At 66.8% G+C, this 18,938-nt stretch carries 15 protein-coding genes and 1 tRNA gene; 5 read left to right on the forward strand and 11 right to left on the reverse strand.

The features are described 5' to 3' along the window. The first annotated feature begins 103 nt into the window (after nucleotides 1-103). Complete coding sequence (gene hutH / locus AC3WUF_RS04490) at nucleotides 104-1,642, forward strand: histidine ammonia-lyase (protein WP_492422832.1); 1,539 nt, start codon at nucleotides 104-106, stop codon at nucleotides 1,640-1,642. Between the two features lie 150 nt (nucleotides 1,643-1,792). Here hutH and AC3WUF_RS04495 read toward each other — a convergent pair whose 3' ends face one another. The 7 genes from AC3WUF_RS04495 to AC3WUF_RS04525 form a co-directional block, all read right to left on the reverse strand. Beyond that, nucleotides 1,793-3,385, reverse strand: coding sequence for an OpgD/OpgG family glucan biosynthesis protein (locus AC3WUF_RS04495; RefSeq protein WP_492423563.1), 1,593 nt, complete (start codon nucleotides 3,383-3,385; stop codon nucleotides 1,793-1,795). A gap of 155 nt (nucleotides 3,386-3,540) precedes the next feature. Next, nucleotides 3,541-6,618 (reverse strand): efflux RND transporter permease subunit, encoded by a 3,078-nt coding sequence (locus AC3WUF_RS04500; protein ID WP_492422834.1) that lies wholly within the window; start codon nucleotides 6,616-6,618, stop codon nucleotides 3,541-3,543. Between the two features lie 7 nt (nucleotides 6,619-6,625). Then, nucleotides 6,626-7,711 carry an efflux RND transporter periplasmic adaptor subunit gene (locus tag AC3WUF_RS04505; protein ID WP_492422836.1) on the reverse strand — a complete coding sequence of 362 codons (1,086 nt, stop codon included), beginning with the start codon at nucleotides 7,709-7,711 and terminating at the stop codon, nucleotides 6,626-6,628. Between the two features lie 4 nt (nucleotides 7,712-7,715). Then, the gene (locus AC3WUF_RS04510; RefSeq protein ID WP_492422838.1) at nucleotides 7,716-9,179 is read right to left on the reverse strand and encodes a TolC family protein; all 1,464 of its coding nucleotides are present in this window, start codon (nucleotides 9,177-9,179) and stop codon (nucleotides 7,716-7,718) included. Then, nucleotides 9,176-9,886: a TetR/AcrR family transcriptional regulator gene (locus AC3WUF_RS04515; RefSeq protein ID WP_492422840.1), complete on the reverse strand. Its 711-nt coding sequence runs from the start codon at nucleotides 9,884-9,886 to the stop codon at nucleotides 9,176-9,178. The genes AC3WUF_RS04510 and AC3WUF_RS04515 overlap by 4 nt, the downstream gene beginning before the upstream one ends. Before the next feature lie 166 nt (nucleotides 9,887-10,052). Then, nucleotides 10,053-11,288 carry an esterase/lipase family protein gene (locus AC3WUF_RS04520; protein WP_492422842.1) on the reverse strand — a complete coding sequence of 412 codons (1,236 nt, stop codon included), beginning with the start codon at nucleotides 11,286-11,288 and terminating at the stop codon, nucleotides 10,053-10,055. Between the two features lie 82 nt (nucleotides 11,289-11,370). Further along, the gene (locus tag AC3WUF_RS04525) at nucleotides 11,371-12,384 is read right to left on the reverse strand and encodes a fatty acid desaturase (protein ID WP_492423565.1); all 1,014 of its coding nucleotides are present in this window, start codon (nucleotides 12,382-12,384) and stop codon (nucleotides 11,371-11,373) included. Between the two features lie 148 nt (nucleotides 12,385-12,532). Between AC3WUF_RS04525 and AC3WUF_RS04530 the strand changes: the two genes are divergently transcribed. Then, entirely contained in the window at nucleotides 12,533-13,537 is a 1,005-nt protein-coding gene (locus tag AC3WUF_RS04530) for an AraC family transcriptional regulator (protein ID WP_492422844.1), read from the forward strand. A gap of 67 nt (nucleotides 13,538-13,604) precedes the next feature. On the opposite strand, the gene AC3WUF_RS04535 is transcribed toward AC3WUF_RS04530, so the two are convergent. Continuing rightward, nucleotides 13,605-14,606 (reverse strand): AraC family transcriptional regulator, encoded by a 1,002-nt coding sequence (locus AC3WUF_RS04535; RefSeq protein WP_492422846.1) that lies wholly within the window; start codon nucleotides 14,604-14,606, stop codon nucleotides 13,605-13,607. 84 nt (nucleotides 14,607-14,690) lie between these two features. On the opposite strand from AC3WUF_RS04535, the gene AC3WUF_RS04540 reads away from it, so the two are divergent. After that, complete coding sequence (locus AC3WUF_RS04540) at nucleotides 14,691-15,614, forward strand: sterol desaturase family protein (protein ID WP_492422848.1); 924 nt, start codon at nucleotides 14,691-14,693, stop codon at nucleotides 15,612-15,614. Here the strand turns inward: AC3WUF_RS04540 and AC3WUF_RS04545 are convergent. Both AC3WUF_RS04545 and tesB read right to left on the reverse strand, forming a co-directional pair. Then, nucleotides 15,581-16,522, reverse strand: a complete 942-nt coding sequence (locus AC3WUF_RS04545) for an alpha/beta fold hydrolase (RefSeq protein ID WP_492422850.1) — start codon at nucleotides 16,520-16,522, stop codon at nucleotides 15,581-15,583. The two genes, AC3WUF_RS04540 and AC3WUF_RS04545, sit on opposite strands and share 34 nt — an antisense overlap. Nucleotides 16,523-16,532: 10 nt before the next feature. Then, on the reverse strand, nucleotides 16,533-17,414 hold the full coding sequence (gene tesB / locus AC3WUF_RS04550) for an acyl-CoA thioesterase II (RefSeq protein WP_492422852.1): 882 nt from the start codon (nucleotides 17,412-17,414) through the stop codon (nucleotides 16,533-16,535). A 108-nt stretch (nucleotides 17,415-17,522) separates the two neighbouring features. Between tesB and AC3WUF_RS04555 the strand changes: the two genes are divergently transcribed. Next, nucleotides 17,523-17,777: a YkgJ family cysteine cluster protein gene (locus tag AC3WUF_RS04555; RefSeq protein ID WP_492422854.1), complete on the forward strand. Its 255-nt coding sequence runs from the start codon at nucleotides 17,523-17,525 to the stop codon at nucleotides 17,775-17,777. A 13-nt stretch (nucleotides 17,778-17,790) separates the two neighbouring features. Here the strand turns inward: AC3WUF_RS04555 and AC3WUF_RS04560 are convergent, their stop codons facing one another. Then, entirely contained in the window at nucleotides 17,791-18,738 is a 948-nt protein-coding gene (locus tag AC3WUF_RS04560; RefSeq protein ID WP_492422856.1) for a methyltransferase domain-containing protein, read from the reverse strand. Between the two features lie 94 nt (nucleotides 18,739-18,832). Between AC3WUF_RS04560 and AC3WUF_RS04565 the strand changes: the two genes are divergently transcribed. Beyond that, nucleotides 18,833-18,908 (forward strand) — tRNA-Thr (locus AC3WUF_RS04565). The last annotated feature ends 30 nt before the right edge of the window (nucleotides 18,909-18,938 follow it).

An 18,938-nucleotide genomic window follows, 5' to 3' on the forward strand; every position in this document is an offset into this window, starting at 1 on the left:
GCGCCATCGAGCGTCGCGATGCAGGCGGGCAGGAGAGCGCGGATGGAGGTCGTGATGAGCGGCTCACAAGGGCTTGTGTGCACCGTGGTCGGGGAGCGTTCCCATGGCTGAGTGGCATCTGCGGCCGGGCAAGCTGACGCTGAGCGAGCTGCGGCACCTGATCGGCGGCCACGTGAAGCTGTCGATCGATAATCTGCACTGGCCGGCGGTCGAAGCTTCGGTGCGGACCATCGCCGCGGTCGTTGCGCGCGGTGAGCCGGCGTACGGCATTAATACCGGCTTCGGCAAGCTCGCCAAGGTGCAGATTGCCGACGACCAGCTCGATCGCCTGCAGCACAATCTCGTGCGTTCGCACGCCGTCGGCGTCGGTGCGCCGCTTGATGCTGCGACGGTGCGGCTGATTCTTGCGCTGAAGGCCGCAAGCCTTGCGCGGGGTGCATCCGGCGCGCGACGGCAGACCATCGAGGCCTTGCTCGCGCTCTACAACGCCGATGTGCTGCCGCTGATTCCTGCGCAAGGCTCGGTGGGTGCGTCCGGCGATCTGGCGCCACTCGCGCATCTGACCCTGGTGTTGCTGGGTGAAGGAGAGGTCCTGATCAATGGCGAGAAAGCAGCGGGCATCGAAGGCCTGAAGCACGCCGGGCTGCAGCCATTGGCGCTCGCGCCCAAGGAAGGTCTTGCGCTGCTCAACGGTACGCAGGTGTCGACCGCACTGGCGATCCGCGCGCTGTTCGAGGCCGAGGATCTGTTCGCGGCGGCCACCGTGTCCGGCGCGATGGCGGTCGACGCGGCGCGCGGCTCCGATGCGCCGTTCGACGCGCGCATCCAGGCGCTGCGCGGCCAGCCCGGGCAGATCGATGTCGCCGCCGGCTACCGGCGTCTGCTCGAAGGCAGCGAGATTCGCGCCTCGCATCGCGTCAACGACGAGCGCGTGCAGGACCCGTACAGCCTGCGCTGCCAGCCGCAGGTCATGGGCGCCTGCCTCGACCTGCTGCGCAATGCGGCGCGCACGCTGCTGATCGAAGCCAACGCGGTGACCGACAACCCGCTGGTGTTCGCCGGCGACAACGAAGTGATCTCGGGCGGCAACTTCCACGCCGAGCCGGTGGCGCTGGCGGCGGATACGCTGGCGCTGGCGATCGCCGAAATCGGCGCGCTGTCCGAGCGCCGCATCGCGCTGCTGATCGATTCGACGCTGTCCGGTCTGCCGCCCTTTCTGATTCGCGACGCCGGTATCCACTCCGGATTCATGATGGCGCACGTCACTGCGGCGGCCTTGGCATCGGAGAACAAGTCGCTTGCGCATCCGGCCAGTGTCGACAGCCTGCCGACCTCGGCGAACCAGGAAGATCACGTCAGCATGGCGACCTTCGCCGCGCGGCGTCTGCTGCAGATGTGCGAGAACACGCGCTACATCATCGCGATCGAATTGCTGGCGGCGGCGCAGGGCGTCGATTTCCACGCGCCGCTGCAGACTTCGGAACCGCTGCAGGCGGTGCTGCTGTCGCTGCGCGAGCGGGTGGCGTTCCTCGGCGAAGACCGCGTGCTCGCGACCGATATCGAGGCTGCCTGCGAGTTCATCGCCAGCGAAGCGCTGACACCGATGGTGGCGGACCTGCTGCCGTCGTGGCGGCCGGAGTAGCCCCCGAAGAGCCTCTGCGGCATCTCGATACACCTGCTTCGCAGGCACTCGATGCGAACGGAGTTTTATGGGGGATTCCCAAAAGCTCCCGTTCGTCTCGAGTGCCGCGCAACGCGCGGCGTATCGAGAGACCCGCGCAGAGGCTAGCGCTTAGCGATCCGCGTGCTTGAGCTGCTCCGCGCGCTCGGCCTTCGGCGGCGGTGCCCACTGGTAGACCCAGGTTTCGCTCAGCGCCTGTTTGCCGTTGCGCAGGAACAGGCGGATGTCGATCGGCTCCAGCGAGTCGTCCGGCACGATGTCGAACAGGGCGCGGTAGCCGTTGATTGCGTGCAGCGGACGCGCCGAGACCAGCTCGATGCGGCCGCGCGAGGCGCTGACGACGGCCTCGACCTTGGCATTGGCGCCGAGCAGTTCCAGCGCGCCGCCGGCGAAATCGACCGCGAAGCGCCAGGAAAAATACGTACGCTTCTGGCCGACAACACCGCCCAGGCCGGTGCGGCTGTCGCGGGTCGTCGCCTGTGCCGGTTTTGCCGGCGGCTGGGCGCCCCAGTGCAGGCGGTAGCCGAACAGCATCTCGTCGCCGGCCTTCGGCTTCTGTTCCGGCTTCCAGAACGCAACGACGTTGTCGAAGGTTTCGTCGACGGTCGGAATCTCGACCAGCTGCACCGCACCCGGCCCCCAGTTGCCGCGCGGTTCCACCCACAGGCTCGGGCGGCGGTCGTAGAACACGCCGTCGTCCTGGTAATGGTCGAAGTTGCGGTCGCGCTGCAGCAGGCCGAAGCCGCGCGGGTTGTTGTCGAAGAACGAATTGACGCGCACATCGCGCGGATTGACGATCGGCCGCCAGATCCATTCGCCGCCGCCGGTCCACATCGACAGGCCGTCGGAGTCGTGAATCTCCGGGCGGAAATCGTAGTCATAGCGGCGATCGTTCTCGCCGGTCTGATACATGCTGGTCAGCGGCGCGATGCCGAGACGCTCAATTTCCTGGCGCGGATACAACGCCGCGTCGACGTCGATCAGCAGCACTTCGCCCGGTGTCAGCGTGAAGCGATAGGCGCCGGCCACGCTCGGCGAATCGAGCAGGGCGTAGATCACCACGTTGCCGGTCTCGGCCTTCGGGCGTTCGATCCAGAATGCGCTGAAGCGCGGGAACTCTTCAGGGCGCGGCAGGCCGGTGTCGATCGCCAGGCCGCGGGCCGACAGGCCGTACTGCTTCTCGGAGCCGACCGCGCGGAAGTACGAGGCGCCGAGAAACGCAGCGATGTCGCGCTGCCAGTCGGACTGGTGATGGATGCGAAAGCCGGCGTAGCCCAGATCCTTGGACAGCTTGCCGAGCTTGAGGCCGGCGGTATCGAACTGCGCCGGGCTGTAGTCGATGTGGCGCGCGATGCCGTCGACCACTTCGTAGATCTGCACCGGATGCTTGAAGAACAGGCCCGGGTGGAACATCTCGACGCGGAACGGCAGGTCTTCCTTGGCCCACAGCGCGTGGCCGCGGTCGAAGCGCAGCTTCTGGTAGTCGTCCCAGCTGATGTTGTCGAGCGCCGGCGGCAGATCGTTCTTCGGCTCGACGTAGGCCTTGGACGCGAGCGAGCGGGCCTGGCCCTTGAGCGCGGCATAGTCGAAAGCGACCCCGGGCGCGCTTGCCGCGACTGCGGTCGCGGTGCGCAGCAGGGCGGCGGCCGGCAGGCCGTACAGGGAAAGGGCGGCGGCGGCGCGCAGCAATTGACGTCGATTCATGCTCATCGGCGGGTCCAGGCTGGGGTCATGTCGTGGCCGCGGATTGCGACCGGGCGTCATCGTAACGAAACCTTAGACGCCGTGGTGCGGCCAGCGTGAACAGCAGTTGAACGGGCCAGCGTCTGTCCCGGCCAAGCCGCGTCGCGCACGCCCGATCAGGGCGTGGCGACGAAATCGGCCGGCGAATCCTCATCGAGCGGATTCGGCCGGTTGTCCGGCGGCAGCAGCTTGTACATGACCGGGGTGACCAGGCGACCAATCAGCGTCGAGGTGATCAGGCCGCCGATGATGACCCAGGCCATCGGCGAGTACAGCGGCGAGTTCTGGATCGCCAGCGGCAGCAGGCCGCCGATCGCGGTGACCGAAGTCAGCAGGATCGGCAGGAAGCGGATCTCGCCCGCCTCGGCGATCGCGTCGTCGAGCGGACGCCCCATCGCGCGCAGCTGGTTGGTGAAATCGACGAGCAGGATCGAGTTCTTGATCTCGATGCCGATCAGCGCGATGAAGCCGAGCATCGCTGTGAAGCTGAAGTTGTAGCCGACCAGGAACAGCATGACGATGCCGCCCATGACGCCCAGCGGAATCACGGTCGCGACGATCAGCGTCGACTTGAAGCTGCCGAATTCCAGCACCAGCACCGCCATGATGCCGAACAGTGCGACCAGGATCGCGGTGCCGAAGCCGGCGAAGCTGTCCTCGCGGCTCTCGACTTCGCCGCCGGCGTTATAGCGATAACCAGGCGGCCATTCCATCTGGCCGAGCTGGGTCATGATCGCGTTGGTGACGGCTTCGGTGTTGTGTCCGGTTTCGGTATACGCGGCGATCGACACCGCACGTTCGCGGTCGCGGCGGTAGATGCGCGACTGCGATTCAGTCAGCTCCGGCCGGGTGATCTGCGCGAGCGGCACCTGGCCGCCGCTGAGCGTGCCGACATGCAGGCCTTCCAGCGCGGCCAGCGTCGCGTTGCCGGTCAGCGGTGCGCGCAGGATGATCGGATAGCTTTCGCCGCCCGAGGTATGGAAGTCGCCGGCCGGCAGGCCGGCCACCGCCAGGCGCACGGTCTGGTCGGCCTCCAGCGGCGCGACACCGAGCAGGCCGGATTTCACGCGGTCGATATTGAGATCGAGGTCGATGCGCGTGCGACGCTGCGGATTGACGATGTCGCGCGTGCCGGGCGTGTTGCGGATCAGCTCCTCCACCTTCAGCGACAGCTCGCGCAGCGTGATCAGGTCCGGGCCGATGACGCGGATCGCGATCGGCGCCTCCATCGGTGGGCCGTTCTCGAACTGCTTGACGAGGATTTCCGCGCCGGCGAGATCGTCGAACTGCTGGCGCAGCTCATCGAGCATGACCGGCGTGCGGTTCGGCTGGTAGTCGTGCAGCTGCACGAACACTTCCGCGTAGTTGGACGCGTACTCGTGCTGGAACACGTTGTAGTAGATGCGCGGATTGCCGCGGCCGAGATTGGACAGGTAGTGCTGCACGTCCTCGGTCTTCGCCAGCACGTCCTCGACCTTGCGCAGCACCGAATCGGTCTGCGCCATGCTCGCGCCGTCCGGCAGGCGAATCTGGATCAGGAACTGCGGCGTGTCGGCCTTGGGGAACAGGCTCATGCCCATCTGCGGCACCAGACCCAGGGTCGCGATGAACAGGCCGCTGGCGAGCAGTAGCGTCGTTTTCGGCCGCGCCAGCGCGCGGCGCAGCAGCGGTGCGTAGACGACGTGAATCGCGTGCATCAGGCGCTGCAGGATGACGTTGCCTTCATGCGATTCGTTGCGCGGCAGCACGCGCGAAGCGAGGAAGGGAATGATCGTCATCGAGATGAACAGCGAGGCGACCACGGTCAGCACGACCGCCATCGGCAGTGAGCGGACGAACTTGCCGGCATTGCCGGGCAAGGCCAGCAAGGGCACGAAGGCGAACAGCAGTGTCGCGGTGCAGCCGAGCACGGCCAGCGCGATCTGCCGCGTCGCCAGGATGGCCGCCTTGTCGCGGTTGTGACCGGCGCGCAGGAAGCGCGAGATGTTCTCGGTGACGACGATCGAATCGTCGACCAGCAGGCCGAGCGCGACGACGAAGCCGGCGATCGACATCTGGTTCAGCGAGAAGCCGCAGAAGTACAGCGAGGCCAGGCCGACCGACAGCGACAGCGGGATCGACACCATGACGATGCCGGCGGCGCGCAGACCCAGCGGCAGCAGCGTGATGGCGACCAGCACGAAGGCGATGATGAAGTCGGCGCTGAGGCGGTTCAGGCGCTTGGCGACGTTCTTCGACTGATCGAAGCCACGCTCGAGCTTGATGTCGGCCGGCAACTCCTTCTCGATGTCGTCCAGCACGCCGTAAAGCGCCTCGCGGGTCGCGAAGATGTTCTGGCCTTCCTTCTGGTTGGCGGTGACAAACACGGCGCGCTTGCCGTCGAAACGGCCGAGATGACGTTCCGCGCCCTGCGCCCATTTGACGCTGGCGATGTCGCGGATGCGGATGGCTCGCGCGCCGTCGCCGACGACGACGGTATCCAGCACTTCCTCGGGCGTCTTGAAGTTGCCGGCGGTCTTGATGTTGAAACGTCGCGGGCCGACTTCGATCGCGCCGCCAGGCACATTGGTATTCGCCGCATTGACGGCGGCGAGCACCTGGGTGGCGCGCAGGTTCAGTTCGGCCAGGCGCTTGAGGTCCAGTTCGACGCGCAGCTCGCGGTCGGGATAGGCCCAGGCGTCGGATTCGAGGACGCCGGGCAGCCGCTCGAAACGGTCGGTGATCTCGTCGGCCCAGTCTTCCAGGGTGTTCCACGACGCGGTTTCCGACACCAGTGCGGACTGGACGATGAACACCGTGCCGGGATTGATCTTCTGGACCTCCAGGCTGACGACGCCCGGCGGCAGCTTCAGCGTATTGAGTTCGCGATTGATCTCGTCGAATTTCTTCTCGGTGTCGACCGAGGCGTAGAACTCGACGCGGACGATGCCGACGCTGTCGTCGGAGGTCGAGATCATCTCCTTGACGTCGTCGAGCTTGTTGATCGCATCCTCGATCGGTTCGACGACCTGGCGTTCGATCTCCAGCGGATCGGCACCTGGATAGATGGTGATGACATTAAACGCGGAGATCGGGAAGTAAGGATCTTCCGTGCGCGGAATGTCGCGCAGCGCCATGACGCCCAGCGCGATCAGCATCGCGAACACAACGACCATGAAGGGAACGTTGCGGACCGAGAATTCGGCGATACGCATGGCCGATCTACTCGATCACGCGCACGACGGCGCCATCGTTGAGATAAGGCGCGCCATCGGTGATCACCTGACTGCCGGCCGGCAGGGCTTCGCGCAAGGCGGCACCGCTGTCGGTGATGAAGGCGACGCCGACGCGGCGGCCGCTGACGGTCTGGGTTTTGGCGTCGTAGAGGAACAGCAGCGTCGCGTCGGCCGCACCTTCGACGAGTGCGGTCAGCGGCACGTAATCGAGCGTGCCGGCGCCGCTGCCGGTGGCGGCGATCTCGGCGCGGCCGATCAGGCCGTTGGCGAGATCGGCGTCGCCGGCGTCGATCGCCAGCTCCACCGCGAAGGTGCCGGTACGCGGATCCGCCGCTTCGCTGCGCTCGATGATCTGCGCGGCGAATTCGCGGCGCGGATAGGCATCGAAGCGGACCGTCGCGCGGTCGCCGATGCGCACGTGCACGAAGTCGCGGTCGGGCAGGCCGAGCTTGAGCGTGTGGCCGCCGGCGCCGCGGCTGACGAGCAGAATCGGCTGGCCGCCGCTGACGAGTTCGCGCGGTTCGGCGAGGCGCCGCAGGATGCGGCCATCGGCCGGCGCGGTGATCTCGGCATAGCGGCGGCTGTACTGCGCCGAATCGAGTGTCGCCTTGGCAACCGCGGCCGCGGTGCCGAGGTCGTCGAGCTGTTCCTGAGTGATGACGTCCTGCTCGAACAGCTGGCGACCGCGATCGAGATCGCGCTGCGCCTTGTCCGCCGCGGCGCGCGCTTGCGTGACGCCGGCGTCGACAGCGGTGGTTTCCAGTGTGGCAATGCGCTGGCCGGCGCGGACGGTGTCGCCTTCGCGCACGCTGATGTCGCGCACCATGCCCGCCATCATGAAGGACAGCTTGGCTTCGTCGCGGCTGGAGACGACGCCGGTCGAAACGATCGGCGACAGCGCGGGCCCCTGCGTCACCGCGGCGACGCGCACGCTGCGCGCCGCCGGTGTCGGTGTGCCTTCGGTAGCCGGCGGCTTGGAGCAGGCGGTCAGCAGCAGCGCCGCCGCGGCGAGCGCGATCGACGACGTGAAATGGCGGATGCCTGAGCGGATCATGGGGCTTGGTTCGGTCATGCGATTACTCGGGCACTGCAGCCAGGGTATGAGTCAACTTGCCGGACATGCCGGCACGGCTGTCGACGGTGGCCGGCAGCGGCTGCTGCGGGCTGCTGTTCAACGGATAGGACGCGTTCGCCAGTTCCAGTTCGGCGGCGCGGTCGAGCGCTTCGCAGCGCGCGATCGCGAGGTTCAGGCGCGCTTCGGTCTGCGAGCGCTGCGCATCGATGAACTCAACCTGCGACAGGCTGGCGGCGGCGCGCTTGCGCTCGGCGATGCGAAACACTTCCTCGGCGGCGGCGACCCGCGCCTCGGCCACGCCGATCGAGCGCAGCGCGAGCTGCAGCGATTCGGTCGCGCTCCATTGCGCGATCGCGAGCTTGTGCTCCAGGTCGCGTCGCTCGGCGCGCAGCTGGTCGGTCTCGGCTTCGGCCTGACGACGCTTGTTGGCGCGGGCGCCGAAGTCCCACAGGGTCCAGTTCAGGACCAGCGAGACGGTGCTGAAGTCATCGTCGCGGCCGACGTTGTAGTCGACCCCCTGCATGCCGTAGTCGGCGGCGAACGCGAGCGTCGGCAGCTGGCCTGCCAGCGCGGCGCGGCGCGCGGCATCGGACGCGTCGATGGCTTGATCGAGCTGGCGCAGCTCAGGACGCGGCCCACCGGTGGGCGCGACCTTCGGCAGCGCCAATGCCTGCGGATCGGCGAGTGCGACGGGCGTGTCGACCGGCACATCGCGCAAGGCATTCAGCAGGCGCCGCGCCTGCGCCGCGGCAAGCGCGGCCTGATCCTGGCGTTGCACGATGGCGAGGCGCTCGGCCTCCGCACGCAGCACGCGATCACGCGTCGCCTTGCCGGCGTCGATCAGCGACTGCGAAACGCGGACGTCTTCCTGCAGCAGGCCGACGGCTGCGGCGAGGATGCGCTCGCTGGCTTCGGCCTGGACCGCGCCGTAATAGGCGCGTTTGACCTCGCGGACCAGGGTGCGCGCAAACACTTCGCGGCCGGCGGCGACGGCGCCGTGTTGCGCAATCAGTGCATCGGCCTGTGCCCACAACGCGGGCGCATAGAGCGGTGCGGTCAGCGCGACGCGCGTGTCCTGTTCGCGCTCGCGCAGCAGGGCGATGGACTGGTTCTCGATCTGCGGGAAGCGCGGCGGCTGGCCGCGCTCTTCGAGCGCGGTGTTGAGCAGTGAGTAGACGTCGTTGAGCAGATCACCTGCCGGAAAATCGATCGTCCGGCCGCCGTCGGCGCGGGTGTAGCGCGCGCGCAGTTCCATGCTCGGCAGGCGCTGCGCGCGCGCCGCATCGGCGGCCGCCGCGCTCGCGGCGCTGGCCGCGTCGCGTGCCTGCAGCCCGGGGTTGGCGGCGAGTGCTTCGGCGAGATAGGTATCGAGTACCGGATCTGTCGCGGCGCCGTCGGGCTGCGCGACGGCGACCCCGCCGGCGATGAGCAGCGCGAAAGCGGTCAGGTGGGGGATGAGTTTCATCGGGGCTTCTGCTGGGCGTCGGCAACGGGGCGTAGGCCGCGCAGGCCCAGCTCCATCGCGGATTCGGTGAACTGCGCCGTCGACAGGCCGCAGCGTTCAAAGAAGTGATGCTTGGTGTGCGCCAGCTGGATCGTGCCGTGGGTAAAGGCCCACAGGCTCATCGCGGCGAGCAGCGTGTGTTCGACGTCGCTGCGGATCGAACCGTCGCGCATGCCGTTCTCGATGCAGTCGACGGTGACCTGGTGCACGGCGCTGCCGCAGTCGAATACCGAATGCTCGATCGAGCCGTCGGTGATCTCGCTCTGCGCATGCGCTTCGAAACGCGACAGGGCCTTGAAGTAGCCGGGATGGCTGATCGCAAACGCGACATATTCGTTGCCGATCGCGCGGATCTGCTCGTAGCCGGTAGGTTGCTGCGCTGCCGCAATCAGGAAGCGCTCACGCAGCAGCTTCAGCGCGCGCTCGCAGATCGCCAGATTCAGCTCGGCCTTGTTCTTGAAATAGAGGTAGAGCAGGGCGCGCGAGACACGCGCGGCCTTGGCGACGTGTTCCATCGTCGCGACATCGAAGCTGGTGCGTTCGAACACCCGCTCGGCGGCGTCGATGATCGCTTCGCGGCGCTGCTCCTTTTCCTCGACCCGGCGTTGGGCGAGGCTGCTGGAGCGGCTGCCGGCGGCGCGCGCTGGCGATTTCTTGCGGGGGTTCATGGCCGGACTCTGACAGAGTGTCAGTGATTAGACAATTGTCTAATCCAGGCCCGAGCAAAATCTCCCACTGTGGATTCAATGCGAGCGAACGGCAGCCCGGATGCCATCCGGGGTTTTTGGCTGGCGGTGCATGCAGAACCCGGATTGCATCCGGGCTACGACAGGCTCAGACGAAGGCTTTGCGCAGTTCGGCGTAGATCAGCGGGTGATTGAGCAGGCGCATGTGATTGATCTTGAACAAGGTTGCCGTGTGGGCATCGGCCAGTTCGGCGGCGACGCTGCTCGGCAGGCGGACCAGGCCGTCGCCCAGGAAACGGCCGATCGGATCGCGTTCGGAGACCCCGATGCTGCTGCCGATGAAGTGATACTGCGCATCCGGCAGGCGCGCCAGCGGCTGCGGCGGACGCCAGCTGCGGGTGCCGCCGTCGCGCCAGTCGGCATCCGAGGTAGCGCCGTGCATGAGGTCGCGGACACCGACCGAGCGCGCTTCCAGCAACTGGCCCCAGGGCCGGGTCAGGTCGAAGCGGCCGAGCACGCGGGTCAGGCCGTCGACCGCCTGTTCCAGCGGCGCGCCGCGGTGCGGCGAGCCGAGGCAGATCAGGCGGCTGATCTTGCCGGCCCAGCCCAGATCCTGGTTCTGCGCCTGCGCGGCCGCGGCGCGGATCACGAGGCCGCCCATGCTGTGGCCGATCAGGACGATGTCCTCGACGGCGGTCGGCCAATTGGCGAGCAGGCGGGTCAGTTGCTGCGCCAGGCGCCGGCCATTGCCGGAGATGTGCAGGCCGCTGTTGTAGCGCAGATACAGCGGCGTATAGCCGAACTCGGCGCCGAGGCGGGTGCCGTAGCTGGCGGTGTCCGGCTGGCTTGGGTCCACGTAGAACTGCCAGCCATGCTCGGTGCAGGACAGGCCGTGGACGAAGACGACGAGCTTGCGCGTGGCCTGCGGATACGCCGCGGCGAGCACGGTGCGCGTCAGCGCCAGGCGGGCGCCATCCTGATAGAAGCCGAGATGCGGCATCAGCGGATTGCGCTTGCGCGCCGCGTGATCGCCGAACAGGCCGCCGAGCGCGGACACCGCGCTGTCGCGATAGAAATTCGGTGCCATCGGTGTCGGCGGGACGACGCGATCGGCCTGCTTGAGGACTTCCGTCGCGGCGCCGATCAGCGCGTTGCCGCTGAGGCGCACGACGCCATAGACGCCGTCGGTGATGGTGTCGTGAATCTGCCGCACGGGCGCACTGCTGTCGCCGAGCGCGGGCAGCGGTGCGAGCGCCTGGAAGGGCTTGTCGGCGATCGCGCGGTGAATGCCGTGGACGCGCTGGGTGATGAGGTCGAAACCGTCGCCGGCGAACTGCAGGGCGCCGCGCCAGTAGGCCAGACGGCTGGGAGCAAGCGATTTCATGAGCGATTCCTCATCAAGCGTGCCCCAGTGTGCGCTGTCCCCGCCGCCCTTGCAGTGGCGGCAGGGACAGCCCGGTCCGTCGCTAGGCGCTGACCGGCTTTTGCGCCCAGCGGTTGGCGCGGCCGAAGGTCGCCGTGTCGTTGAAGCGCACGCCCATCTCGCGCATCACCTGGTGCGCTTCGCGCGCGGTCCACTGGCGGATGTAGAACGGTTCCTTGACGACGAAATGATGGATCGCGTGGGTGCTGCCGAAATTGAAGCAGAACAGCTGGAACGGGAGCATCCAGGCCGGCGTCAGTACCTGGCACTGCTGCATGACGTTGCCGTCCTCGACGTCGCCGAAGTAGTGCATGTTCGAGCTGACGAAGTGCAGCGAGAAGCTGCGGATCAGGTTGGGGCCGATCCAGACCACCATCAGCAGATTGATCCAGGGCATCGCGGCAAGCGTCGTGGCCGACCAGGCAATCGTCGTGCCGCTGAAGCCGGCGACAAGATTGGCGACATGGAAGCCGAGGAAGCAGTACCACAGGCCCCAGTTCAGCCAGCCGAGCGGGAAGTAGGCGATCGGCCCGCCGATCAGCAGCAACAGCTTGTGGCGGCCCTTGGCTTCCGGCACGCGCAGCAGCAGCGCCAACGTTGCGTCGCCGAGCATCAGCAGCCGCGCCAAGCCCCAGCGCCGGCCGTTGGTGATGCCGCGTTCCTCGGTGTCCTTCTGCGTGCCGGAATGCTTGTGGTGGCGGAAATGCAGCTCGCGGCGGATCCAGGGATTGATCGTGCTCGGCCGCGCGAGCCAGACCAGCGCCATCATCAGGTGATGCGCTAGCGGGTTCTTGCGGAAGTACATCCAGTGGATCAGATCGTGCTCGAGTTCGTGGGTGAACGATGCAAACAGCGCGACGACCGGAATGCACAGCCACCAGGGCATCCAGCCCTGCACATAGGCCCAGGCCGACAGGCCCATGCCGGCGAGCGAGAATGCGAGGATCGCGGCGCCGATCGCGTCCTGGTGCAGCAGCCAGGGGTGGCGCTGGCGCAGATCCTGGCCGGCCTTCAGGACCACGGCCTTGATCCGCGCGGTCTTCTGCTCGTCGGTCATGACCTTGGCTTCGGTGCTTGTCAGCGATGCGTCGTACACATCATTCTCCACATAGGGGTCGCGTAGCTTTGCGCACTGTAGGGGAGAGCTGCCGCGCCGACCCGGCCATGTGCGCCAATCGTCTGACCAATAACGCCAAGAACCGCAGATGCCGTCTTCCGCCAGTGCCTTGACCAGCTGGGCCCGTGCCATCCGCAAGGCGCTCGACGCGGGCGGGTACGACAGCGCGCGGCTGTTCGCCGCGGCGGGGCTCGATCTGGCGGCGCTCGATGACCCGAACGGCCGCTATCCGGTCAGTCGCACCGCAAGGCTGTGGCGGCTCGCCGTCGAAGCCAGCGGCGACGACGCCTTCGGCCTTAGCGTTGCCCGCCATGTCGGACCGACGACCTTCCATGCGCTGGGCTATGCGCTGAGTGCCAGCGCGACCTTGCACGATGTCTTCGACCGGATGGTGCGCTACTTCGACGTCATCACCGACGTCGCGCGGCTGAGTCTGGAGCCGACCGACGAGGGTTATCGTTTCTCGATCAGCGCGACGCCGGGCGGCGACCTGTCGCCGGAAGCGATCGACGCTTTTTCCGCGCTGATTGTCCGCATGTGCCGCGGCCTGCTTGGCCGCCGCGATTTCTCGCCGCGCCTGCTGCGCCTGCAGCGCGCCACGCCGCACAACCGCGCCGCCTTCGAGCGCCTGTTCCGCGCGCCGATCCAGTTTTCCGCTGACGAGAATGCGGTCTACCTCGACAATCACGTGCTCGACCTGCCGCTGGAAGGCGCGAACCCGGAACTGGCGCGGCACAACGACGAGATCGTCCAGCGCTACTTGGCGCGCCTGCGCCAGGACGATGTCGTCACCCGCGTCCGCACGGCATTGACCGAACTGCTGCCGACCGGCGAACCGGCCGCCGCGGCGGTAGCGGCCAAGCTGCACATGTCGCCGCGCAGCCTGCAGCGCCGCCTCGCCGAAACTGGCAATAGCTACAACGCGGTGCTGCTCGATACCCGGCACCAGCTGGCGCAGAGCTATCTGCGCGATCTCAATCTGAGCATCGGCGAGATCGCCTTCATGCTCGGCTTCGGCGACATGAGCAGCTTCACGCGCGCGTTCAAGCGCTGGGCGGGGTGCTCGCCGAGTGAGTTTCGGGCGCGGAAATAGTCGTAGCCCGGATGAAATCCGGGACACTGCAGCCGTCGACCAGCGACGGCCCCGGGTTGCACCCGGGCTACGGTTTCCGACTTTGCCGCCATTGCAGCGGCGTCATCCCAGTCCATCTCTTGAACGCCCGCTGGAACGCACTCTGCTCCGAATAGCCGAGCAGGAACGCGATATCGGTCAGATCGAGCAGCGGGTCGGCAAGGCAGCGCTCGGCCAGCTCACGCCGCACCTGTTCGACCAGCTGGCTGAAGCTCAGCGATTGTTCGCTGAGCCGCCGCTGCAGGCTGCGCGGACTCTGCGCGAGCTGCGCGGCGAGCCAGTCGAGATCGACCGGCGCGTGCTTGAGGCGTGCCGCAATCAACGCACGGGCCTTGGCGAGCACGTCGTCGCTGCGCGGCAGTTCGAGCAATTGTGAGTCGGCAAGACGCAGCATCAACTCGCGCATCGCCGGATCCGGCTGCATCAGCGGTGCCGCGAGCCAGCGCGCCGGCACGGCCAGTCGATACGCGGCCTGGTTGTAACGCGGTTCGCAGCCGAACACGCGGCGATGCTCGGTCAGATCGGCGGGCGCGTCGTAGATGAAGTCGACGCGCTGCACGTTGGCGTCGCGGCCGGCCATCCAGCGCGTGAACGTCAGCAGGCCGGCGATGTTGAACTCGGCGAGTTGGCGGAACGGCCGCTCGGTCTCCGGCTGCCAGGACAGCACCAACTGGTCCGGCTCGGCCGTGACCGTGACGCCGCCAAGGTCGATGACCAGCGCCTGATAGCGGCGCAGGCCGTCGAGCGCCTCGCCGAGGTTGCCGCAGTTCATCGCCACGTAGCCGAGCACGCCGTAGTGGCCGGGGCGTACGTTTTCGCCGACATGCAGGCCGAGGCAGGGGTCGTTCAGCCGCGCGGCGGCACGGTCGAACAGATCGGCGGCGAGCGCTTCCGGGACGCGGCTGTCGCGGTCGTCCGGGCGGATGCCGGTGCCGGCCAGCAGTTCAGCCGGCGCCAGTCCGCGCGCCTGCACATAATCGAGCAGGGCGCGCAGGTAGGCCATCGATACCGAGTTGGCGTGGTCTGTCATCCGGCCTGGCGTGGGTCGTCAAGAAATCCGCGCGCAGTGTGGCCGAAGATAGCGGTATTGCGAAATGTTTCGGGGGACAGAACCATGATCGAACAGTTCATCAGCACCGTGCACCAGCTGCTCGGCCCGCACGTCGATTGGAAGCAGGTCGTGCTGACCGGCATGGCGCCGGTGTTCCTGATGGCTTTCGCGGTCGAATACAAGCTGATGCAGACGCGCGGCTGGCGCACGGCCTTCCACTGGAAGGATGTCGGCACCAACATCGGCCTCGGCGCGAGCTACCAGGTCGCCGAGTTCATCGTCCACGCGCTGGTCAGCGGCGCGATCATCGTCTGGATCTACGAGCATCGTCTGTTCGACATGCCGATCAACGGCTGGACGATCGTGCCGATCTTCATCGCGGTCGAGTTCCTGTACTACTGGTTTCACCGCGCCAGTCACCGCATCCGCTGGTTCTGGAGCGCGCATGTCGTGCACCACTCCGGCGAGCACATGAATTTCACGACCGCGCTGCGCCAGAGCGCGCTGTACTCGATCACCGGCTGGTGGCTGTTCTTCATGCCGCTGGTGTGGCTCGGCGTGCCGCCGGGCGTGGTGTTCTTCCTGTATGCCTGCGACCTCGCCTATCAGTATTTCGTGCACACCGAAGTCGTCACCAAGCTGCCGCGCTGGTACGAGTACCTCTTCGACACGCCGAGCAACCACCGCGCGCATCACGGCCGCAATCCGCAATACATCGACAAGAACTACGGCGGCGTGCTGATCATCTTCGACCGTTGGTTCGGCACGTTCGAGCCCGAGGTCGAGCCGGTCGACTACGGTATTCCGCGCCAGGTGAAATCGAACAACCTGTGGACGCTGAACGTCCACGAGTTCGTCGATATGTGGCGCGACGTCGCGAAGCCCGGTCCGTTGTGGCAGCGGCTCAAGCACCTGTGGGCGCCGCCGGACTGGCAGCGCCCGGAAAGCCCGGTTCAGGGCTTGAGCGAGGCGCGGAACTTCAGGTAATCCGCCGCCGCCTGCGCCGGGGCTTCGAGCATCGGCAGGTGGCCGATGTCGGGCATGACGATGAGCTGCGAGCCGGCGATCGCCTGCTCGAGGATCGTCGCGCCGCTGACATCCAGCACGCGGTCGTGGTCGCCCCAGACGATCAGTGTCGGCGCCTTGACCTGCGCGGCGAGCTGTTCGCTCGGCGTCGACACGCCGTGCAGTCCGGCCATGATTTTCTTCAGCAGCTCGCGATTGTTGAAGGCGCGTTCGGCGAGCACGCTCTTGATGCCGCCCGGCATGAACGGCGGATGGTTCATGACGACTTCCATCAGCGCCGGGTAATCCTCGATGCGGTCGACGATCAGCGGCATCTTGCCGGTCCTCGCATAAATCTCGCGCACCTCGCTGAGCTTGGCGCTCTCGACGCCGGCCGGTGCGAGCAGCCACAGGCTGCGCGTCTTCTGCGGGAACAGCGCGGCGTACTGCAGCACGGTCCAGCCGCCCATCGAGCTGCCGCCGAAGTGCGCGCCTTCAACGCCGATGGCGGTCAGGAACTGATCCAGGCGCAGCGCCTGCTCGTCGATCGTGTAGGTGACATCCGTCGGCTTGCTGCTTTCGCCGAAGCCCGGCATGTCCGGGATGATGACGCGGTAGTGCGGCGTCAGCAGGCGCGAGATCTGCGTGAAGTTGTCCTTGTCGGCACCGAAGCCGTGGACCAGCACCAGCGGCTCACCGCTGCCGCCTTCCAGATAGGCGATCTCGAAGCCATCGATCTTCGCGGTCTTGCGCAGCAGATGCGCGCGCTGACGTTCGATGCCGACCGCGAGTTCGGCGCTCTTCGCCGGTGCGAAGCGATCGAGCGCGACAAGACCGCCGACCAGCAGGGCGGCAAGAATCAGCAGGGAAACCAGGATGCGGCGGATCATGCGTGTTTCCTCAAGGCTGCTGATTGCGCAGGTCGCGCATCAGGTTTTCCTGCGCGACGCTGGCGACGAGTTCGCCGCGACGGTTGAAGATCAGCCCGCGCGACATGCCGCGCGCCGCCTGCGAGGTCGGCGAGTCCATGCTGTACAGCAGCCAGTCGTCGACCCGCACATCGCGATGGAACCACAACGCGTGGTCGATGCTCGCGACGACCATGTGATCGGCGAACCAGCTCTGGCCATGCGGGCGCAGCGCGGTTGACAGCAGGTTGAAGTCCGAAGCGTAGGCGAGCACGCAGCGGTGCAGCATCGGATCGTCCGGCAATTTGCCGGCGGCGCGGAACCAGATGTGCTGCGACGGCGGCTGCTGGTCGGGAGCGAGCGGATTCCAGGGCGCGACGGGCTTGAACTCGATTGCCAGCTCGCGCGTCAGCGTGTGGAACACGCGATCCGGCACGTCCGCGGTCTGCTGGATCCAGCGGTCGTTGAGATCGCGCAGGCTGACCAGCTTCTCCGGTGGCGGCACATCCGGCATCGCGGCCTGATGAGAGAGTCCCGCTTCCGGATTCTGGAAGGAGGCGATCATCGTCAGGATCGGCTGGCCGTTCTGGATCGCCTGCACGCGCCGGGTCGTGAACGTGCGGCCATCGCGCACGCGGTCCACTTCGTAGACGATCGGCAGCGCCATGTCGCCCGGGCGCAGAAAATAGGCGTGTAACGAGTGCGCGGCGCCGTTGCCGACGACCGTGCGGTTTGCAGCGACCAGGGCCTGACCGATGACCTGGCCACCGAAGACGCTCTTGCCGCCGAGATCGCGCGACTGGCCACGAAACAGGTTGGCCTCCAGCGTCTCGAGGTCGAGAAGATTCACGAGATCCTGCAGAATGCGATTCATGGGCACGCGGCGGCAAAGAAGTAACGCAAGATTAATGGATTGCCGCGCCAGCCGGTTTGGCCGCGGCGACAAACAACCCCCACAGAGCCGGCCCTTGAGTCCCTTGCGATGAACTGCCGTTCCCGTTGCGGCGCCTGTTGCACCGCACCGTCGATCTCCTCGGCGATTCCCGGCATGCCCGACGGCAAGCCGGCCGGCGTGCCCTGCGTGCAGCTTGACGAGAATTTCGGCTGCCGGCTGTTCAACGATCCGCGGCGCCCGGCTGTGTGCGGCGGCCTGCAGGCCAGTCTGGAAATGTGCGGCGAGACGCGCGAGTTCGCCCTGCTGTATCTGAAGGAACTGGAACGCCTGACGCTGTCCTAGCGTTGACGGGGTTCTAGATGCGCCCGCGGAAGCTGTCCTGCTGCTGGACTTGCACGGCCTTGCCGCCGCGCAGCTGTCGCGTGTTCCAGCCCAGCCGCACGCCCACATCCGGCCGCGTATCGCAGGTCAGGGTCAGTTCGACGGTGTCGTTTGCTTGCAGCGACAGCGAATCCAGCAGGGGCAGGTAGATCTGCTCCCAATGCGTCGCGGTCTCGAATGGCGATGTCGACAACTGCACGCCGGGAACCAGATCCGCTTCCCACCACAGCGCGAACCCGCTGATGGACGACGACGGCAGATCCGCCGCTTTCCAGCTGACCGCCTGCGTGCGCCGGCTCAATGGTGCGGGCTTGCCGGGGCTGACGTCGATCGCGTCCCAGCGGCGCGCGGTCGCGTTGCTGCCGCCGACGTCGGCCGGGACGATGGCCTTCACATACATGTTGTTGAGACTGATGGTGCGTGCCGCGCTCAGGTCCAGGTCGAAGCCGACGCCGGGCCAGATATCGATCTCGCGCTGCAGTCGATCGCTGACCACCGGAGCCGCGAACTGGCGCAAGGCATACGGCAGGATCGCGCCGCCGGGCTTCAGGAATCGCCGCGCGTCGACCGCAGTTTCGAGGAACCCTTCTTCCAGCGCGAAATTGCCCAGGGTCTCGGTGACGACGATGTCCGCTGTGAGCTTGCGTTGGACCTCGCCGGAATGCGCTTTGATGAAGCGCAGGCCGTCAATGCCATTGCGCCGCGCCAGATCCTCGGCGAGATCGAGCATGTCCGTGTATTCGATCAGCGTGCACTGACGAGCGCCGAGCCGGCGTGCAAGAAAACTCAGGAAGCCAGTGCCGGCGCCAATGTCCAGCACCGTCGATTCCCCGGGGACTACCAGCTGCTTGAGCGCGTCGTTGAAAGCGGCGTTGCGCGGCGCATCGCCGAGCAGCTTGCGGTGAAGTTCGATTTCGCTCATCGGCGCGGGCGTGGGGTTCTGTGTCGCAGCGGACTCGAATTATGTCCGAAAAGACTGCCAGCCCGGCCCGCCACTCGGCTAAACTGCGCGCCGCGCCGGTATAGCTCAGTCGGTAGAGCACCTGATTTGTAATCAGGGGGTCGCGGGTTCGATTCCTGCTGCCGGCACCACCCCTCGCTTCAAAACAATTCCCAATCGTA

The sequence above is a fragment of the Fontimonas sp. FW305-C-3 genome (assembly GCF_058783185.1).